Genomic DNA, 18,851 nt, shown 5'->3' with positions numbered 1-18,851 from the left:
GCAATAACCCGGCAACGCGGGCAATCTCTGGCACCAGAATAGTCGACACGGCCCCGAGAGTGCTGACAGGGCCCCGCACAGACTTCAGGTATGCCAGCATGGAGGCGTGACGGACCCTAACTGGCACCCCCCGACGAACGATCCGGACCGCCCCCGCTACGGCGAATACGCTCAGGGCGGGCCGCCCGGGTACCCTCCCGTCGACCCGGAAGGCGGCTACCGGCAGGCCCCGCCGCCCGCCTGGACTCCTCCGCCCAAACCTGGCCTCATCCCGCTCCGGCCGCTCGGTTTCGGCACCCTGCTCGGCGCGCCCTTCCAGGTGTTGCGGCGCAACCCCAAGGCCACCTTCGGCAGCGCCCTGCTCGTGCAGGCTGCGTACCTGCTGGTCACTCTGGTGGTGGTCGGCGCGGTGACGTTCTTCGCGATCGGCCGCATCGACGCGGCCTCCGTCGAGGATCAGGACGCCGTGGAGGCCGGAGCGATCCTCGCCATCGTGCTGTCCGCGTTGATCCCGATCGCCCTGCTGGTGGTGGCGTCCGCCATGCTCCAGGGCGTCATCGTTCTCGAGGTCGCCAGGGGAACTCTCGGCGAGAAGCTGCGGTTGACGGCGCTCTGGCGTCAGGTGGGCCGGCGCGTCTGGCCGTTGCTCGGCTGGACGCTGCTCCTCACAGCGGCGATCCTGGTGGGCGTTCTCCTCATCGGTGGCCTGGTCGTCGCCTGCGTGCTGCTGGGCGGCGCGTGGATCGGGCTCGCGGTTCTCATCGGGGTCTTCGGCGGACTCGCCCTGATCGCGGGCTTCGCCTGGGTGAACACGAAGACCGCCGTTGTCCCGAGCCTGATCGTGCTTGAGCGGCTGCGCGTCTGGCCGGCGGTCCGCCGCTCCTGGTCGCTCACCACCGGGTTCTTCTGGCGCACGCTCGGCGTCCTGCTGCTCATCTCGCTCATCGTCGGCGTGATCTCGCAGATCGTGACGACGCCCCTCTCGCTGCTGTTCGGCGCCGCCACTGCGCTCATCGACCCGAATGCGAGCATCGAGGCGTACATTCCCGCGGCCGTGCTGTACGTGCTCACGATCCTGATCACCCTCGTGATCGGTGCCGTGACCGCCGTCGTTCAGTCCGCCGCCGTCGCGCTCATCTACATCGACCTGCGGATGCGCAAGGAGGGCCTCGACCTCGAGCTCCAGCGGTTCGTCGAGGCCGCCCCCGGCAGCCAGACCGCCGATCCCTATCTCGTGCGAGATCCGGCGCCGACGGCCGATGACGCCCCTCGTCCTGACCCGGGGGCGCCCTGGGCATGATCGCGGTGTGGGGGCTCGGCTTGGCATGGATAGGGATCCCGGTGGATCCTGACGCGCCTGAGGCGCAGCAGTGGCTGCGCGACGAGCTGGCCAAGGCTCCCTACCAGGCTGCCCAGCCCACCTGGTTCGACAGGGTGTCGCAGGCCATCGTCGACTGGTTGGGGTCGTTGTCGTTCTCCGGAGATGGAAGCGGCGGGTGGCTGTCTGTCATCGGAACGCTGGTGGGCATCGCTGTTGTGGTGGCCGCTGTGCTCATCTTCGGGTTGCCACGTCGTGCGAGGCGCCGCCAGAGTGCCACGGGGATCTTCGCCGAGGACGACCGCCGCACCGCCGCCCAGCTGCGCGCGGCCGCCGCGACGGCGGCCGACGCGCTCGACTGGACCCTGGCCAGCGAGGAAGCCTTCCGGGCGATCGCGCAAGCGTTGGTTGAACGCACGATAGTGCGGCCGACACCGGGCACGACGGCGCACAGCGTCGCCGAGCTGGCCGGCGCTGCCTTCCCTGCCGAATTGGACAGGCTGCGTGCGGGCGCCGTCGTCTTCGAGAGCGTCCGCTACCTGGGCGGCAGCGGAACCGAATCCGGCTATCGCGCCCTGGCCGCCCTCGATGCCGACCTGCAGGCCGCCCGCCCGCAGCCATCGGTGCCGGTGCCGGCGCCATGAGCCCCACCCTCGCCCCGACACACCGGTCCAGCACGCCGACGATCCGGGCGGCCCTGCGCACCTCGGCCTTCTGGGTCGTGGCCGGAATCGGGGCGGTACTCGTCGCGGTCATCGCTTTCATCGCCACGGCGGCCGGCGGCTCATCCGGCCCGCCGCTCGCGGCCGACAACCCAGCCCAGGCCGGCAGCATGGCCCTCGTCGAGGTGCTGCGCCAGCAGGGTGTCACCGTGCTGCCCGTCGACACGCTCGACGAAGCGAGCAAGACCATATCCGCTCATGACGACGCCACCCTGTTCTTCACCGACCCCCAGGCGTTCCTCGAGTCCGACCAGCTCACCGAGCTCGGCGCTCTCGCCCGCCGCACGGTCGTGGCCGACCCCGGCTTCCTCACCCTGCAGGCTCTGGCACCCGAGGTGGGTTTCGGAGGGATTTCCCCCGCGGATTCCCTCACCGCCCAGTGCACTCTTCCGGCCGCCATCGCCGCCGGCACGCTGTCGCCCGGCGGCAAGACCCTGGGGCTCGCCGCGGATACCCCCGGGTACACGGGCTGTTTCCCCGGCGGTGACGGCACCTTCTCGGTGGTCGAGAAGGTCACGGATGGCCGCACCCTGACCCTGGTCGCCGACACCGCGGTCTTCGCGAACGACGAGATCGCCACCTCGGGCAACGCGGCGCTGGCGCTCAACCTGCTCGGCGCCGATGACACCCTGGTCTGGTACCTGCCGACGCTGGCGGATGTGCCCGTGACGGGTCCACCGTCGCTCGGGGCTCTCACCCCCGGCTGGGTCACACCCGTCCTTCTGCTGTTGACCGGCACCGCGATTGCCGCCATGGTCTGGCGCGGCCGGCGCTTCGGACCGCTCGTCGCCGAGAACCTTCCCGTCGTCGTGCGGGCCAGCGAGACCATGGAGGGCCGTGCCCGCCTGTACGCCAGGGGGAACGCCCGGCTGCGCGCGATCGACGCCATCCGGATCGGCGCCATCACCAGGATGGCCCTGGCTGCCGGTCTGCCGCGCACGGCACCGCTCGACCAGGTGATCAGCACCGTCGCGGCACTCACCGGGCGCCCCGCCGAGAGTGTGTACGCCGCACTCGTCGGAGAGGTCCCGGACAACGATGCAGACCTGATGGCGCTGTCTACCGCCATCGACGATCTTGAGGACGCGACGGCGGTGGCCGCGCGGCCGCCCGGATCCGGCCCCTCCCCCGCAGCTCCCCCGTCTACCGGAAGAATGGAACCATGACCAGTCAAGCCGCGACATCCGCCGACACCACGCCAGCCGACGCCTCGGTCGACAGCCTGCGCCGCTCTCTCGCCCAGGTGCGCACCGAGGTGGGCAAGGCCGTCGTCGGGCAGGACGGCGCGGTCACCGGTCTGATCATCGCGCTCCTCGCCCGCGGCCATGTGCTGCTCGAGGGGGTGCCCGGTGTGGCCAAGACCCTGCTCGTGCGCTCACTCAGCCACGCGCTCAGCCTCGACACCAAGCGGGTCCAGTTCACACCGGACCTGATGCCGGGCGACGTCACCGGGTCGCTCATCTACGACGCCAAGGCGGGCGAGTTCGAGTTCCGCAATGGCCCGGTCTTCACAAACATCCTGCTCGCAGACGAGATCAACCGCACCCCGCCGAAGACCCAGTCCGCCCTGCTCGAAGCGATGGAGGAGCGCCAGGTCAGTGTCGACGGGCTCTCGCTCGCCCTCCCCGAGCCGTTCATCGTGGCTGCGACGATGAACCCGATCGAGTACGAGGGCACCTACACGCTCCCTGAGGCCCAGCTGGACCGGTTCCTGCTCAAGCTCGTTCTCGACATCCCGGAGCGGGACGTGGAACTCGAGGTGCTGCGTCGGCACTCCGCCGGGTTCAGCCCCCGCGACCTCGCCGCGGCCGGCGTCACCCCGGTGCTCGGTGCGGCCGAGCTCGCAGCAGCCCAGGCCTCGGTCGCCGCGGTCGGCGCGAGCCCGGACGTGCTGGCTTACATCGTCGACCTGGCCAGGGCCACCAGGCAGAGCCCGTCGGCCAAGCTGGGCGTCAGCCCGCGTGGCACCACCGCCCTGCTGGCCAGCGCCAAGGCCTGGGCCTGGCTCAGCGGGTACGCGTCGATCACCCCCGACCACGTTCAGGCCATGGTGCTGCCGGTCTGGCGGCACCGCATCCAGCTGCGCCCGGAGGCGGAGCTGGAGGGCATCACCGTCGACGCGATCCTGCACGGTGTGCTGCAGCACGTCCAGGTTCCGATCTAGCCGATGGCCCTGACCGGCAGGTTCGTTCTCCTCATCGCCCTCGGCGTTGTGCCTCTTGTGCTGCTCGGCGATACCACGCCGACCGCGCTCGCGGTGCTGGCCGGGTGGCTGCTGCTCAGCCTGGTGCTCGGGGGCATCGATCTCGCCCTGGCGGCGTCGCCGCGCACCCTCACGGTCACCCGGGTGTTGCCCGCCCGGGTGCGGCTGGGTGAGGCGGTGACCAGCGAGCTGTACCTCACCAACGACGGCCGGCGCCGGCTGCGCGGCGTGGTTCGGGACGGCTGGCAGCCGTCTGCCGGCGCGGGCAACAACCGCACGGCCGTGACACTGCCATCCGGCGAACGACGCCTCGTGGCGCTCACGCTGCGCCCCACGCGACGGGGCGAACGCACCGCGGCCCACGTCACCGCGCGCTCGCTGGGCCCGTTGGGCCTGTGCGCCCGGCAGGCCACCCTCGTCGCGCCCGCACGCATCCGCGTCCTGCCGCCGTTCCATTCCCGCAAGCACCTGCCGTCCCGCATCAGCAGGCTCAAGGAACTCGACGGCCGCACGAGTGTCCTCGTCCGCGGTCAGGGCACCGAATTCGACTCCCTCCGCGAGTACGTGCGCGGTGACGACGTGCGCTCCATCGACTGGCGCGCCACCGCCCGCCGCAACGACGTCGTGGTGCGAACCTGGCGGCCCGAACGGGACAGGCGCATCGTGATCGTCATCGACACCGGTCGCACCTCGGCCGCGCGGGTCGCCGACGAACCCCGGCTCGACACGGCCTTCGAGGCGGCGCTGCTGCTGGCCGCGCTCGCCTCCCGGGCCGGCGACAGGGTCGATGTTCTCGCCTGGGACCGCCGCGTCCGCGCGCGGGTGCAGGGCGCGTCCGGCGCCGACCTGCTCAGCCGGATGGTCGACGGCATGGCGCTGATCGAACCCGAACTCATCGAGATGGACTGGACCGGGCTGCCCGCGCAGATTCGCGGTATCACGGGCCAGCGTGCCCTGGTGGTGCTGCTCACCCCGATGGATGCCCCCGGCGCGTCGACCGGGCTGCTCTCGGTGCTCGCACAGCTCACCCAGCGCCACACAGTGTTGGTGGCGTCGGTCACGGATCCCGCGGTGGTCGGCCAGACACGCATCCGTGGCGACCGGGAGAGCGTGTATCGCGCCGCATCCGCCGAACGTACCCTGCTGGATTCCGCGCGGGTGGCGGCCGCCGTCCGGCAGCTGGGGGCCGATGTGGTCACCGCGTCTCCCGATCAGCTGCCGCCGGCCCTGGCCGACCGCTACATCGCGCTCAAGGCCGCCGGTCGTCTGTAGCTCGGGGCTGTGGCCAGAAGCTCAACCGGCGAAGACGCGGGCGGTGCCTGCCTCGAATTCGGCGAGGTCTCCGGTCTCCCCGGCGCGGGAGGCCCGCCCGCCCAGCACCAGCATGTACGCGAGGAACGCCAGGAGCGCCACCGCGCCGATGCCGATCTTCACCGGCCACGGCCACGGCGCCGGTGTCACGAAGCCCTCGATGATGCCCGAGACCAACAGCACGAAGACCAACCCGATGGCCACTGTGAAGAGCGCCCTGGCGTCCTCAGCCAGGGCCTGCCCACGGGTGCGCGCACCGGGCGCGATCCAAGCCCAGAAGATGCGCAGACCTGCCGCGGCGGCCACGAAGATCGCCGTCAACTCGAGCAGGCCGTGCGGGGCGATATAGAGGAAGAAGGTGTCGCCCTGGTCGTAGGCGAACATCACCGCCGCGGTCACACCGAGGTTCTGGGCGTTCTGCAGCACGATGTACGGCACATAGACGCCCACGATGCCGAAGGCCACACATTGGGCGGCGATCCAGGCGTTGTTGGTCCAGACCCGCCCGGCGAACGACGCCGCCGGGTTCTCCGAGTAATACGACACGAAACCCGAGTTCGCGAGCTGGTCGAGCTCGGCCGGGGAACCGAAGTTCGCCAGCACCGCCGGGTTGTTCAGGGCCCAGACCGCGTACAAGGTCGCGACAACCGCCGTGACGGCCGCGACGGCGAGGGTGAGCCACCGCAGGCGGTAGAGCGCGGCCGGCAGCTGGGCCAGGAAGAACCGGGGCACCTGCGACAACACATTGGTTCCGGCTCCGGTGAAACGCAACCGGGCCCGGGACAGGATCACCGAGAGCCGGTCGCCCTGCACGGTCGACCCCGCGGCCGTCTTGATCACCGAGAGCTGGGTGGCACCGGCCTGGTAGCCCTGGATCAGGTCATCGGCCTGGGCGCCACTGAGCTGCCGCCGGCGGCCGAGTCCGGCCAGGCGGTCCCACTCGGCGCGGTGCGCCGCTGAATACGCGTCGAGATCCATCTGGTTCAATAGTAGACATGGCGCAGCCCTGGAAAGCGGCCGATCATGGTGAAGATTCCCTGATCGAGCACGAGCTGGTAACCGGGGAGGCCGTTGCCCTCGACGTGCGGCCGGCGAGCGTCATCCTGCGGGCAGCGGGCACCATGATCGATTGGGTCGCCTACGTCGGCCTGTTCCTGCTCATGGCCCTGGTCGTGTCGGTGCTCTTCGGCGACGGTATCGACGAGGCCCTGGCACAAGCGCTGGCCGTGTCCGGACTGGTCTTCTCTCTCCTGGTCGTGCCCATGCTCGTGGAAACGGTGTCACACGGCCGGTCCCTGGGCAGGTGGGCGATCGGCGCGCGCATCGTGCGAGACGACGGTGGTGCCACTGGGCTTCGACACTCCTTCATTCGCGCGCTGATGGGGGTGATCGAGATCTTCCTCACCTTCGGCGGTCTCGCGGTGACCTGCGCACTTCTCAACTCCAGGTCCAAACGGCTCGGCGATCTGCTGGCCGGAACCTACAGCCAGCACGAGCGGGTGCCGCGGTTCAGCGAACCCAGCTTCGTGCTGCCCCCGGTTCTGGAGTCCTGGGCGGATACCGTGGACGTTGCGCGCCTGCCCGACCGGTTGTCACGTCGGGTGGCGCAGTTCCTCAGGCAGGCCCACCAGCTCTCCCCCGACACCCGGGTGCGCCTGGCGGCAAGCCTCGCCGCCGAGGTGGCACCGTTCGTGTCGCCTCTGCCGCCGGTGCCGCCGGAGTACCTCCTCATCGGCGTCGCGGACGTGCGTCGCAAGCGCGAGTACGCCGGCCACCTTCTCGAGCGCACCCGCCTGGACGCCCTGGCCCCGGTCCTCACCGGCCACCCCCACAACTTCCCCGACCGCTGACCCCGCCCTCCCCCACTCGCCCCGCCCGCGAGCCGTGAGCTTTACCCCAAAAATCACGTGTTTTCGGGGCTCTACTCACGGTTCGCGAATGCGCGCGGGCGGATGCCGGCGGGTCGCGCCCATCCGCTGGTCGAGCTCGTCGAGACCCGGTAACGAGCGTGGGTTCCGCGGGGTGCCGGTGTGCGGCGTGCGTTCCGCAGGTCGTCTCGCGGGGTCTCGACAGGCTCGACCGGCGGGAGGGGCGCGTTCCCGATCGGAGCAGGTTCGCGAGCCGTGAGTTTGACCCCGAAAAGCGCGGGTTTTCGGGGCTCTACTCACGGTTCGCGGATGCGCGCGGGCGGATGTCTGCGGGTCGCGCCCGTCCGTTGGTCGAGCTCGTCGAGACCCGGTGACGTGCGTAGGTGTCGCGCCCGGTGCAGTGGGTTCGCGAGCCGTGAGTTTGACCCCGAAAACCGGGGGTTTTGGGGGTTTTACTCACGGGTCGCGGGACGGGCGGGGTGGTTAAACGCAAAATGGCCACCCCTGGGGGGTGGCCATTTCGTGTGTTACTTAAGTTAAGTCCGGCGGTGTCCTACTCTCCCACAGGGTCCCCCCTGCAGTACCATCGGCGCAAAGAGTCTTAGCTTCCGGGTTCGGAATGTGACCGGGCGTTTCCCTCTTGCTATAGCCGCCGAAACACCTGGTGATGGTGAATCGAATCTATATTTTTAGTTATAGAACACTCCCATGAGGAGTGTGTTTGTTCTCGACCGTACATCGAGAACCACATAGTGGACGCATAGCAGCTTATTCAAACTGAGTGTTATCAAATTATCGGCTTATTAGTACCGGTCAGCTCCGTGGGTCTTTAGTCCCCACTTCCACATCCGGCCTATCAACGCAGTAGTCTAGCTGCGAGCCTCTCCCCCTAAGGGATGGAAATCTCATCTCGAAGCCGGCTTCCCGCTTAGATGCTTTCAGCGGTTATCCGTTCCGAACGTAGCTAATCAGCGGTGCTCCTGGCGGAACAACTGACACACCAGAGGTTCGTCCATCCCGGTCCTCTCGTACTAGGGATAGATCTTCTCAAATTTCCTGCGCGCGCAGCGGATAGGGACCGAACTGTCTCACGACGTTCTAAACCCAGCTCGCGTACCGCTTTAATGGGCGAACAGCCCAACCCTTGGGACCTACTCCAGCCCCAGGATGCGACGAGCCGACATCGAGGTGCCAAACCATGCCGTCGATATGGACTCTTGGGCAAGATCAGCCTGTTATCCCCGAGGTACCTTTTATCCGTTGAGCGACAGCGCTTCCACAAGCCACTGCCGGATCACTAGTCCCGACTTTCGTCCCTGCTCGACTTGTCAGTCTTACAGTCAAGCTCCCTTGTGCACTTACACTCGACACCTGATTGCCAACCAGGTTGAGGGAACCTTTGGGCGCCTCCGTTACTTTTTAGGAGGCAACCGCCCCAGTTAAACTACCCACCAGGCACTGTCCCTGAACCGGATCACGGTTCGAAGTTAGGTATCCAATATGACCAGAGTGGTATTTCAACGATGACTCCACCTGAACTAGCGTCCAAGCTTCAAAGTCTCCCACCTATCCTACACAAGCCACACCGAACACCAATACCAAGCTGTAGTAAAGGTCACGGGGTCTTTCCGTCCTGCTGCGCGTAACGAGCATCTTTACTCGTAATGCAATTTCGCCGAGTTCGCGGTTGAGACAGCTGGGAAGTCGTTACGCCATTCGTGCAGGTCGGAACTTACCCGACAAGGAATTTCGCTACCTTAGGATGGTTATAGTTACCACCGCCGTTTACTGGGGCTTAAATTCTCAGCTTCGCCTTGCGGCTAACCGTTCCTCTTAACCTTCCAGCACCGGGCAGGCGTCAGTCCGTATACATCGTCTTGCGACTTGGCACGGACCTGTGTTTTTAGTAAACAGTCGCTTCCCACTGGTCTCTGCGGCCTTCGAACGCTCCAGGAGTAAATCCCTTCACGCCTCAGGCCCCCCTTCTCCCGAAGTTACGGGGGCATTTTGCCGAGTTCCTTAACCACGATTCTCTCGATCTCCTTAGTATTCTCTACCTGATCACCTGAGTCGGTTTGGGGTACGGGTGACTAAAACCTCGCGTCGATGCTTTTCTTGGCAGCATAGGATCACTGATTTCGCCCTTACGGGCTACCCATCGGGTCTCAGGCTTAATGAACGACGGATTTGCCTATCGTTCGCCCTACATCCTTAGACCGGGACAACCATCGCCCGGCTCAGCTACCTTCCTGCGTCACACCTGTTAATACGCTAACCGCACCAGCATAGGGTCGCACGCTAGGCCTCACGCTTCACCCCGAAGGGATCCATCTAGAGGATTCAGATGCTTAGCATTACTGGATTAGCTTGGACGGTTTTTCATCAGTACGGGAATATAAACCCGTTGTCCATCGACTACGCCTGTCGGCCTCGCCTTAGGTCCCGACTTACCCAGGGCGGATTAGCCTGGCCCTGGAAACCTTGATCTTTCGGAGGACGGGTTTCTCACCCGTCTTTCGCTACTCATGCCTGCATTCTCACTCGTGTAGCCTCCACGGCTGGTTTACACCGCCGCTTCGCTGGCCACACGACGCTCTCCTACCCATCAACACGGCTGAACCAACACCACAAGGGTGCGGCTTACCAAAAATATCAATGCCACAACTTCGGTGGCGTGCTTGAGCCCCGTTACATTGTCGGCGCGGAATCACTTGACCAGTGAGCTATTACGCACTCTTTCAAGGGTGGCTGCTTCTAAGCCAACCTCCTGGTTGTCTATGCAACTCCACATCCTTTCCCACTTAGCACGCGCTTTGGGACCTTAGATGGTGGTCTGGGTTGTTTCCCTCTCGACGATGAAGCTTATCCCCCACCGTCTCACTGCTGCGCTCTCACTTACCGGCATTCGGAGTTTGGCTAACGTCAGTAACCTTTTAGGGCCCATCGGCTATCCAGTAGCTCTACCTCCGGCAAGAAACACGCAACGCTGCACCTAAATGCATTTCGGAGAGAACCAGCTATCACGAAGTTTGATTGGCCTTTCACCCCTATCCACAGCTCATCCCCTCCATTTTCAACTGAAGTGGGTTCGGTCCTCCACGACGTCTTACCGTCGCTTCAACCTGGCCATGGATAGATCACTTCGCTTCGGGTCTAGGACATGCGACTGAATCGCCCTATTCAGACTCGCTTTCGCTACGCATTCCCCTCTCGGGTTAAGCTCGCCACATATCACTAACTCGCAGGCTCATTCTTCAAAAGGCACGCTGTCACACCAACAAAGGGTGCTCCAACGGTTTGTAAGCAAACGGTTTCAGGTACTATTTCACTCCCCTCCCGGGGTACTTTTCACCTTTCCCTCACGGTACTTGTTCACTATCGGTCATGTAGGAGTATTTAGGCTTATCAGGTGGTCCTGACAGATTCACACGGGATTTCTCGGGCCCCGTGCTACTTGGGATACTCTTCGCGCCATCGCTGCATTTCGACTACGGGGTTCGCACCCTCTATGACCAGGCTTTCAATCCTGTTCGTCTATACAACTTTGTAACGCTCACTGTTCGGCAGAATCAGCAGAAAAGTCCCGCAACCCCGACCATGCAACGCCTGCCGGCTATCACACATGATCGGTTTAGCCTCATCCGGGTTCGCTCGCCACTACTAACGGAATCACTATTGTTTTCTCTTCCTGTGGGTACTGAGATGTTTCACTTCCCCACGTTCCCTCTACCCGCCCTATATATTCAGGCGGGAGTCACCAGGTCACCTTGCGGGCCTGGCGGGGTTTCCCCATTCGGACATCCTCGGATCACAGTTCGTTTATCAACTCCCCGAGGCTTATCGCAGATTACTACGTCCTTCTTCGGCTCTACATGCCAAGGCATTCACCGTTTGCTCTTAGAAATTTGAAATCACATGAGTTTGAATCGATTAAGTGCCGCGAATAAATTCGCGACCGAAATTGACCAATGATCACACACTCAAAGAGTGTGTTGATCTTTGTAATTTGACCCCGAAGGGTTCAAATTTAAGATGCTCGCGTCCACTGTGTAGTTCTCAAAGTACGGGCGGTACCCCTTACGACCAACGACCCCGAGAGGTACGACTGTTGACCGAAAAAGGTCCAGAGGAAAAGTCCAACCAGGTTGCCCTGATCGTTCCGGTCCCTCAGGACCCAACAGCGTGCATATACATTCCCTCGACAACCAAACCTCTCCAACCGCAAGCGGCGTACTGGATTCAACTGTTCTGTTTCTGTATCAATGTCAATGTTCCACCCATGAGCGCCATCGAAGAACATTCGTCTTCGTATGACTTGGCAGTGTTACTCCGCTGTATACAGACGGCACTGCTGTGCTCCTTAGAAAGGAGGTGATCCAGCCGCACCTTCCGGTACGGCTACCTTGTTACGACTTAGTCCTAATCACCGATCCCACCTTCGACAGCTCCATCCCTTGCGGGTTTGGCCACTGGCTTCGGGTGTTACCGACTTTCATGACTTGACGGGCGGTGTGTACAAGGCCCGGGAACGTATTCACCGCAGCGTTGCTGATCTGCGATTACTAGCGACTCCGACTTCATGAGGTCGAGTTGCAGACCTCAATCCGAACTGAGACCGGCTTTTTGGGATTCGCTCCACCTTGCGGTATTGCAGCCCTTTGTACCGGCCATTGTAGCATGCGTGAAGCCCAAGACATAAGGGGCATGATGATTTGACGTCATCCCCACCTTCCTCCGAGTTGACCCCGGCAGTATCCCATGAGTTCCCACCATTACGTGCTGGCAACATAGGACGAGGGTTGCGCTCGTTGCGGGACTTAACCCAACATCTCACGACACGAGCTGACGACAACCATGCACCACCTGTATAGAGACCTTGCGGGGCGACTGTTTCCAGCCGTTTCCTCTATATGTCAAGCCTTGGTAAGGTTCTTCGCGTTGCATCGAATTAATCCGCATGCTCCGCCGCTTGTGCGGGCCCCCGTCAATTCCTTTGAGTTTTAGCCTTGCGGCCGTACTCCCCAGGCGGGGAACTTAATGCGTTAGCTGCGACACGGAGACCGTGGAATGGTCCCCACATCTAGTTCCCAACGTTTACGGCATGGACTACCAGGGTATCTAATCCTGTTCGCTCCCCATGCTTTCGCTCCTCAGCGTCAGTTACGGCCCAGAGATCTGCCTTCGCCATTGGTGTTCCTCCTGATATCTGCGCATTCCACCGCTACACCAGGAATTCCAATCTCCCCTACCGCACTCTAGTCTGCCCGTACCCACTGCAGGCCCGAGGTTGAGCCTCGGGTTTTCACAGCAGACGCGACAAACCGCCTACGAGCTCTTTACGCCCAATAATTCCGGACAACGCTTGCACCCTACGTATTACCGCGGCTGCTGGCACGTAGTTAGCCGGTGCTTTTTCTGCAGGTACCGTCACTTTCGCTTCTTCCCTACTAAAAGAGGTTTACAACCCGAAGGCCGTCGTCCCTCACGCGGCGTTGCTGCATCAGGCTTGCGCCCATTGTGCAATATTCCCCACTGCTGCCTCCCGTAGGAGTCTGGGCCGTGTCTCAGTCCCAGTGTGGCCGGTCACCCTCTCAGGCCGGCTACCCGTCGTCGCCTTGGTGAGCCATTACCTCACCAACTAGCTGATAGGCCGCGAGTCCATCCCAAACCGAAATTCTTTCCAGCTCCTAGCCATGCGGCTGAAGCTCGTATCCGGTATTAGACACCGTTTCCAGTGCTTATCCCAGAGTTTGGGGCAGGTTACTCACGTGTTACTCACCCGTTCGCCACTGATCCAAGGAGCAAGCTCCTCTTCACCGTTCGACTTGCATGTGTTAAGCACGCCGCCAGCGTTCGTCCTGAGCCAGGATCAAACTCTCCGTAAATGTTTAATAGCCTCACCGAGCAAGCTCAGTGGGCACATCTAGTGTGTCCAGCCGCCGGAATAGGCGAACAAGACACAAGTTTGAAACTGACAGAACAAATCATTACTGACTTGCTTTGTTGTTTAAATGTTTTCCAAAGGAATCTCTTCCGCGGTACTCCCTAGAAAGGAGCCCTACGACCGAGGTTTTTGGCATTTGACATTGTGCACGCTGTTGAGTTCTCAAGGATCGGACGCACCCGACTTCAGGCCATGTTATTGGCTGTCGCTCCGGGGCAACTTGACTACCTTAGCCTCCGCTCGAATCCGTGTCAAATCGAGTGAGCGGCGTGTTTTCGGCAAACTAGTGCCTGAAAACGCTCCGTTCCATCGACTGACGGATCGTGCGAAATGCTGATTTCCAGCAAACCAATGACCCATCGCTATAAGCGAATGGAGTGTGATTTGACTGGGATTTGGTCCCGCTTGAGGCCGGAAGCTCTGCGGCTTTTCCGAACCTGTGGGGTGACGAGAGATGACATTACGGGGATTCTGAGGGGGCCGCAAATTGCCCCATGCGCCCGGGCGTGTCGGGCCCATTCGCACGCTGTGACGCGTCGGGGCCGGCATCAGCTATCGACACAATCCGATGCCTGATCAGCTGCCAACCTTGGGGCGCCGAAGTGAGGCGCGCGTGCCGGTCGCACAGGTCATAGGTGTGCGGCTCATGGGTGCCGGCGAGCGGGCCCAGAACGGCCATGGAGTCGGCATAGGAGAAGGTCAGGGTCGCAACGGCCTCGTCGCTGCAGGAGATTCGTGAACACGCTCTGGCTGACATGGTGATTCAGGATACCGCCGAAGCGACGGAAGTAGACTGAGGCCATGGCCCGTTCCCGCCGCACGCTCGTGCAAACCCCGACCCTCCGCGGCCGGGGTAGGGACCGGCACGGCCGCGGCGTGCGGAGTTCGGCCACCGGGCCATTCCTCCCTCCGCTGCGCACACGTATCGACTCGTTCGACATGACGATCGCCTCCACGGTGGACTACCTGCGCATGGTGTGGCCCACCGAATTGAGCGATGTCGTCTTCGAGGTTGCCCCTGGGCCGTTCTCCGTCATCCCCGACGTGGGGGTCGAGCGCTTCGCCGTGGATGCCCGCGAGCGGCGGATCACGTTCTACCGCTTGCCGATCCAGCGCCTCAGCCGGCTGCACCGGAACGACGAGTTCCATCAGCGCATGGTGATCGAGAGTTGTGTCTTCCGGGCCATTGCCGAGTTGCTCGGCAAGGATCCCTGGGATCTCGCGCCCGACCGCTTCCGTCACTTCTAGCAAGCACCGGGGCACACGTCGACACGTTCGACCAGTGCGCGGGGCAGGACACGTAAGTATGTCGCGGGGTCTCGACAAGCTCGACCAGCGGACGGGGCACGACGCACACACACGTCTGGGTGAGGGCTCGAGCGACGACTTTTGAGATTGACCAAACCTTTTCTGGCATGGGGCCGAACCACCTGCATACCAAGCAACACCAGCAACACCCCGCAGACCATCCCCACAGCAAAGGAACACATCATGCGCAGCTTCACCAAGACCGCACTCGGACTCACCACCGCCGGCCTGCTCGTCGCCGGCCTCGCCGCCTGCTCCACCGAGGCCTCGACGTCGACGTCCTCCTCGTCCAGCAGCTCCAGCAGCAGCTCCGCCGAAGCCACCCCCACCCCCGTCGCCTCCATCCCCAGCCTCACCGGTGTCGACACCGCCGTCCTCCTGGACGCCGACTTCGCCGCCGCCCTCACCAGCCTCGGACTCACCCCCGGCACCGTCGGCACCGCCACCCTCGAAGAAGGCAGCCTCCACTTCCCCATCACCGGCGGCAACGTCGACTACTACGACCCCGCCGAGGACTACCGCCCCTACGTCCAGGGCAACATCGAACACGAAGGCAGCGGCTTCTCCCTCACCGCCGGAGACACCGTCGTCGAACTGACCAACTTCACCATCGACCCCGGCACCTCCGAACTCTTCGGCGACGTCACCGTCAACGGCGAATCCGCCGCCACCCAGGTCCTCCTCTTCAACCTCTACGGCGGAACCCTCAAGCCCCTCCAGATGGACGGCGACAACGCCATCCTCACCGGCACCACCGTGCACATCTCCGCCGAAGCCGCCGGCCTGCTCAACAGCACCTTCAACACCGACGCCGTCGCCGACCAGCTCCTCGTCGGCATCGCCACCATCACCGTCGCCACCAAGTAACACCCAGCACCACCCGAAAAACGGCCGAGCACCCGCTCGGCCGTTTTTTCGCGCACCCGGCGGTGACGGAGCGGCTCCGGGTAGATTCCCCGGTAACGTCCCCTAACCTCGACAGGGCGCCCGCCACGAATCGACCCCCACCAGGAACAAACCGAAAGCCAGCGCATGATCGCCACCATCTCGAGCCCGCGGCGCTCCGTCACGCGCTCCGGTCGCATACCCGTTGCGAGCGAGTGGCGGGCAGCGGCCGTCGTCGGAGCGTTCGGCGCCATCCTCAGCCTCGCCTTGGCCTGGCAGCCGTCCATCTGGTTCGATGAGGCGGCCACAATCTCCGCCACCATGCGGAGCTGGCCCGAACTGGGCCGGATGCTGCAGAGCGTCGATGCGGTCCACGGCCTGTACTACGTCGGGATGCACCTCTGGCTCGACCTCGTGGGCTACTCTTCATTCGCCCTGCGGCTTCCCAGCGCCGTGTTCGTCGGTGTCAGCGCCGCGCTCACGGTGCTACTCGTGTCATCCCGGGCCAGCCGCCGCACCGCCGTTCTCAGTGGTATCGTGTTCTGCCTGCTGCCCAGGGTGACCTGGATGGGAACGGAGGGCCGGTCGTACGCGCTGACCGCCGCCCTCGCGATCGCCCTGACCCTCGTCTTCCTGGCGGCCTGGCGGCGCGGCCCCGCTCCCCGACACATCCGGCTGCTCTGGTGGGCGCTGTACGGTCTGGCCGCGGTGGCTGCCACCGCCACGTTCATCTACCTCGCCTTCCTGGTGGCCGCGCACGGCCTCACCGCGCTCTGGACCGTGTGGGCCGCGCGACGCCGGGACCCGGCGGCTCGAGCGTCGTTGGCCGGCTGGGCGCTGGCCTCCGTCGCCGCCGCACTTCTGTTACTGCCGTTCGCACTGGCCGTGGTGCGGCAGTCCGGCCAGGTGAGCTGGATCGCCCCGATCAGCTGGGGCAGCTGGAACGGTGTCTTCGTCACCCAGTGGTTCTACCTGAACCCGGCCTTCGCGGTCGTGGCCTGGGCGCTGCTGGTGATCGGCGTCGTCGCCCTCATCCGTGGCCGGTCGCGGGCCACCGGCTCCCCCGCGCCGAGCGCCGGCGCCCGGAATCCATCGCTGTTGGCCGTCGCCCTGCCCTGGCTGGCGGTGCCGACGCTCGGCGTGATCCTGGTGTCCGCACTGCTGTCGCCGCTGTACTCGCCGCGCTACCTCACGTTCTGTGCGCCGGCCGTGGCCATCCTGATCGGAGTGGGGCTCGCCGCGCTGCGGCGTCGCTGGCTCATCATCACGGCGCTCGTCGTGCTCGTCGCCCTGGCTGCCCCGCAGTTCGTCGCGCAGCGCCAGCCGGAAGCCAAGCAGAATTCGTCGTGGAGCGAGGTCGCCGACCTGATCAGCCGGGAGCGCGCCGCCCATCCGGGCGAGACCGGCGCCGTCATCTATGGGCCGGTGCGCCAGCATCCCGCCGCGACGACCCGGGTGATCGCGTACTCGTACCCGGATGCCTTCACCGGGCTGATCGATGTGAAGTTGAAGACCCCCGCGGCCCAGACCGGCGAGCTGTGGGAGACCCGGTACCCCCTGGACGCGGTGACCGACCGGCTCGACGGCGTCGATGCGGTCTGGCTGGTCACGAGCGACAAGCAGGACTGGCGGCCGAGTGTGACCGAGAAACTCGCCGCCCTCGGTTACTCCCTCGACGAAGAATGGGGACTCACCGGGGTCAACGTGCTGCGCTACGAACGCTGATCGCCCTGCGGCCCGGTCTTCACACCGGGCAGGGCAGCACGCCACCGGCCCCAGGCGCCGGGGCCCGCGCGCCGCACCGACACGACAACGATGATCAGCAGCGCGACCGCGAGCGACACCCTGGTGACCGTGAGCGAGGGAACCAACAGTCGCACGGTGAGGGCGAGCGGGATCGCCAGCCACTCCCAGCGGCCGCTGAGCGCGATGAAGGGAAGCAGGAGCAACGCGTACCAGGGGTACCGCGGGCTGAGTACCAGGAGGGTGCCGCCGATCATCACAAGTTGGCCGAGCCAGGGGCGATCAGGGTCGGTCTTCCAGATCGTGAACGCGGCCAGTCCGGCCAGCAGGATCGCCGCCACGACGATGGCTGAGCTGCCGGGCGCGATCAGCGACACGAGGGCGAACCTGGACCCGTCCTCGTATCCTTCCTCGGTGAGGTAGCCGGGCAGGTAGCCGAGTACTCCGATGCCGGTGGCCAGCACATACGGCACGTAGAGCAGCAGGAAGGTCAGGGCCGCCGCCACGACAACCTTCCAGCCCTGCCTCCTGAGCATTGCCGGCGCGGCTATGGCCGGGATGAGCTTGACGCCGATGGCCATCCCCAGGAGGATCCCGCCGCGGACGTACCGTGCGCTGCTGACCCAGAAGACAGCCGCCAGCACGAAGGCCACACCGAGCAGGTCGACGTGGGAGTTGGTGATGCCCTCAGTGGCGACCAGCGGACACCACGCCCAGAGCGCCGCGTAGCGCTGGTCGATGCCACGGCGCCGCATGCCCACCAGGAGCATCCCAGTGATGCCGACGCTGAGCAGCAACCCCGTCAGTTGCAACGGCCAATAGCCGGCCTCGGCGCCGACGACGGCGCGGACGGCGGCGAAGTAGATTTCGGCGGCCGGCGGGTAGATCGTGGGCACTCTGGTGCGGTTCAGCGCCGAGCAGAGCGGCAGGGTCTCGCCCCGGTCCACGGTCTCGATGCGCTCCCCCACGCACTTGACGCCGCCGTCCGCGTCGACGGCCACCGGGGCCGGGAACAGCCAGTCCGGCCGCAGGCCGTCGAGCCGGTCGTCAGCGGGCGTGTAGGCGTACGGCGAGATCCCGGCATTCTGCACGATGCCATCCCAGGCGTACCGGGCGGAGTCGGTGCTCGTATTCGGCGGGCCGGCCATCGCGGCCCCGCCGAGCACGACGGATCCGGCCAGCACCAGCACCACGACGGCCTTGCCCCTGACCTTCCGTAATGCCAGCACGGCCGCGGCGAACAGCAGCCAGAGCACGAGGGTGCCCACGAGCAGCGGCACGGTGTCCCGGTGCGGACGGAACAGGTCGAAGGCCACCACCAGGCCCGCAGTGACAGCGGCGCTGATGACAAGAAGGGCCGAGACGATGGCTATACGCACCCTGCCATCCTCCCCGAGCGAGCGAACACGTCCCGACCGACCGGCGGCCCGTCATCGAACTGTAAGGATTGCATACACCTGCAGTGCTCCATGAGATGGTGGAATGGACTATGCGCCGATTGATGTACGAGGCCAGGGCCCAGCTCGCCTCTCCGGTGCGAAATCCCCGG

The 18,851-nt window shown here is 64.6% G+C and carries 12 protein-coding genes and 3 rRNA genes; 9 read left to right on the top strand and 6 right to left on the bottom strand.

The window, feature by feature from the left end:
- The first annotated feature begins 106 nt into the window (after nt 1–106).
- The 5 genes from BJQ94_RS03815 to BJQ94_RS03795 are packed head-to-tail and all read left to right on the top strand — an operon-like array spanning nt 107 to nt 5,515.
- Nucleotides 107–1,300 carry a hypothetical protein gene (locus BJQ94_RS03815; RefSeq protein ID WP_265400749.1) on the top strand — a complete coding sequence of 398 codons (1,194 nt, stop codon included), beginning with the start codon at nt 107–109 and terminating at the stop codon, nt 1,298–1,300.
- Between the two features lie 41 nt (nt 1,301–1,341).
- Nucleotides 1,342–1,962, top strand: a complete 621-nt coding sequence (locus BJQ94_RS03810) for a DUF4129 domain-containing protein (RefSeq protein WP_265400748.1) — start codon at nt 1,342–1,344, stop codon at nt 1,960–1,962.
- Nucleotides 1,959–3,206: a DUF4350 domain-containing protein gene (locus BJQ94_RS03805; RefSeq protein WP_265400747.1), complete on the top strand. Its 1,248-nt coding sequence runs from the start codon at nt 1,959–1,961 to the stop codon at nt 3,204–3,206. Before BJQ94_RS03810 ends, BJQ94_RS03805 begins: the two co-directional genes overlap by 4 nt.
- Nucleotides 3,203–4,204, top strand: a complete 1,002-nt coding sequence (locus tag BJQ94_RS03800; RefSeq protein WP_265400746.1) for a MoxR family ATPase — start codon at nt 3,203–3,205, stop codon at nt 4,202–4,204. The genes BJQ94_RS03805 and BJQ94_RS03800 overlap by 4 nt, the downstream gene beginning before the upstream one ends.
- Nucleotides 4,205–4,207: 3 nt before the next feature.
- Complete coding sequence (locus tag BJQ94_RS03795) at nt 4,208–5,515, top strand: DUF58 domain-containing protein (protein ID WP_265400745.1); 1,308 nt, start codon at nt 4,208–4,210, stop codon at nt 5,513–5,515.
- Between the two features lie 21 nt (nt 5,516–5,536).
- Here BJQ94_RS03795 and BJQ94_RS03790 read toward each other — a convergent pair whose 3' ends face one another.
- Nucleotides 5,537–6,532, bottom strand: coding sequence for a stage II sporulation protein M (locus tag BJQ94_RS03790; protein WP_265400744.1), 996 nt, complete (start codon nt 6,530–6,532; stop codon nt 5,537–5,539).
- Nucleotides 6,533–6,549: 17 nt separating this feature from the next.
- Here BJQ94_RS03790 and BJQ94_RS03785 point away from each other — a divergent pair, with 17 nt between their 5' ends.
- Complete coding sequence (locus tag BJQ94_RS03785; RefSeq protein ID WP_265400743.1) at nt 6,550–7,404, top strand: RDD family protein; 855 nt, start codon at nt 6,550–6,552, stop codon at nt 7,402–7,404.
- Nucleotides 7,405–7,962: 558 nt separating this feature from the next.
- Here the strand turns inward: BJQ94_RS03785 and rrf are convergent.
- The 4 genes from rrf to BJQ94_RS03765 form a co-directional block, all read right to left on the bottom strand.
- Nucleotides 7,963–8,079: ribosomal RNA gene (gene rrf / locus BJQ94_RS03780) — 5S ribosomal RNA — on the bottom strand.
- A gap of 126 nt (nt 8,080–8,205) precedes the next feature.
- Nucleotides 8,206–11,333: ribosomal RNA gene (locus tag BJQ94_RS03775) — 23S ribosomal RNA — on the bottom strand.
- 453 nt (nt 11,334–11,786) lie between these two features.
- Nucleotides 11,787–13,307: ribosomal RNA gene (locus BJQ94_RS03770) — 16S ribosomal RNA — on the bottom strand.
- Together the 16S, 23S and 5S rRNA genes form the textbook arrangement of a ribosomal RNA operon.
- A gap of 519 nt (nt 13,308–13,826) precedes the next feature.
- Complete coding sequence (locus BJQ94_RS03765; protein ID WP_265399052.1) at nt 13,827–14,123, bottom strand: DUF3499 family protein; 297 nt, start codon at nt 14,121–14,123, stop codon at nt 13,827–13,829.
- A gap of 44 nt (nt 14,124–14,167) precedes the next feature.
- Between BJQ94_RS03765 and BJQ94_RS03760 the strand changes: the two genes are divergently transcribed.
- The 3 genes from BJQ94_RS03760 (at nt 14,168) to BJQ94_RS03750 (ending at nt 17,284) form a co-directional block, all read left to right on the top strand.
- Entirely contained in the window at nt 14,168–14,614 is a 447-nt protein-coding gene (locus BJQ94_RS03760; protein ID WP_265399051.1) for a metallopeptidase family protein, read from the top strand.
- A 243-nt stretch (nt 14,615–14,857) separates the two neighbouring features.
- Complete coding sequence (locus BJQ94_RS03755) at nt 14,858–15,541, top strand: hypothetical protein (protein WP_265399050.1); 684 nt, start codon at nt 14,858–14,860, stop codon at nt 15,539–15,541.
- A 165-nt stretch (nt 15,542–15,706) separates the two neighbouring features.
- Complete coding sequence (locus BJQ94_RS03750) at nt 15,707–17,284, top strand: hypothetical protein (RefSeq protein WP_265398891.1); 1,578 nt, start codon at nt 15,707–15,709, stop codon at nt 17,282–17,284.
- Here BJQ94_RS03750 and BJQ94_RS03745 read toward each other — a convergent pair.
- Nucleotides 17,272–18,681 carry a glycosyltransferase family 87 protein gene (locus BJQ94_RS03745; RefSeq protein ID WP_265398890.1) on the bottom strand — a complete coding sequence of 470 codons (1,410 nt, stop codon included), beginning with the start codon at nt 18,679–18,681 and terminating at the stop codon, nt 17,272–17,274. The two genes, BJQ94_RS03750 and BJQ94_RS03745, sit on opposite strands and share 13 nt — an antisense overlap.
- Between the last annotated feature and the right edge of the window lie 170 nt (nt 18,682–18,851).

It is taken from the genome of Cryobacterium sp. SO2, from assembly GCF_026151165.2.
In the GTDB taxonomy this organism is placed as follows: Bacteria; Actinomycetota; Actinomycetes; order Actinomycetales; family Microbacteriaceae; genus Cryobacterium.
Note: the sequence above shows the minus strand (reverse complement) of the source record. Positions and strands in the feature narration are given on the sequence as shown.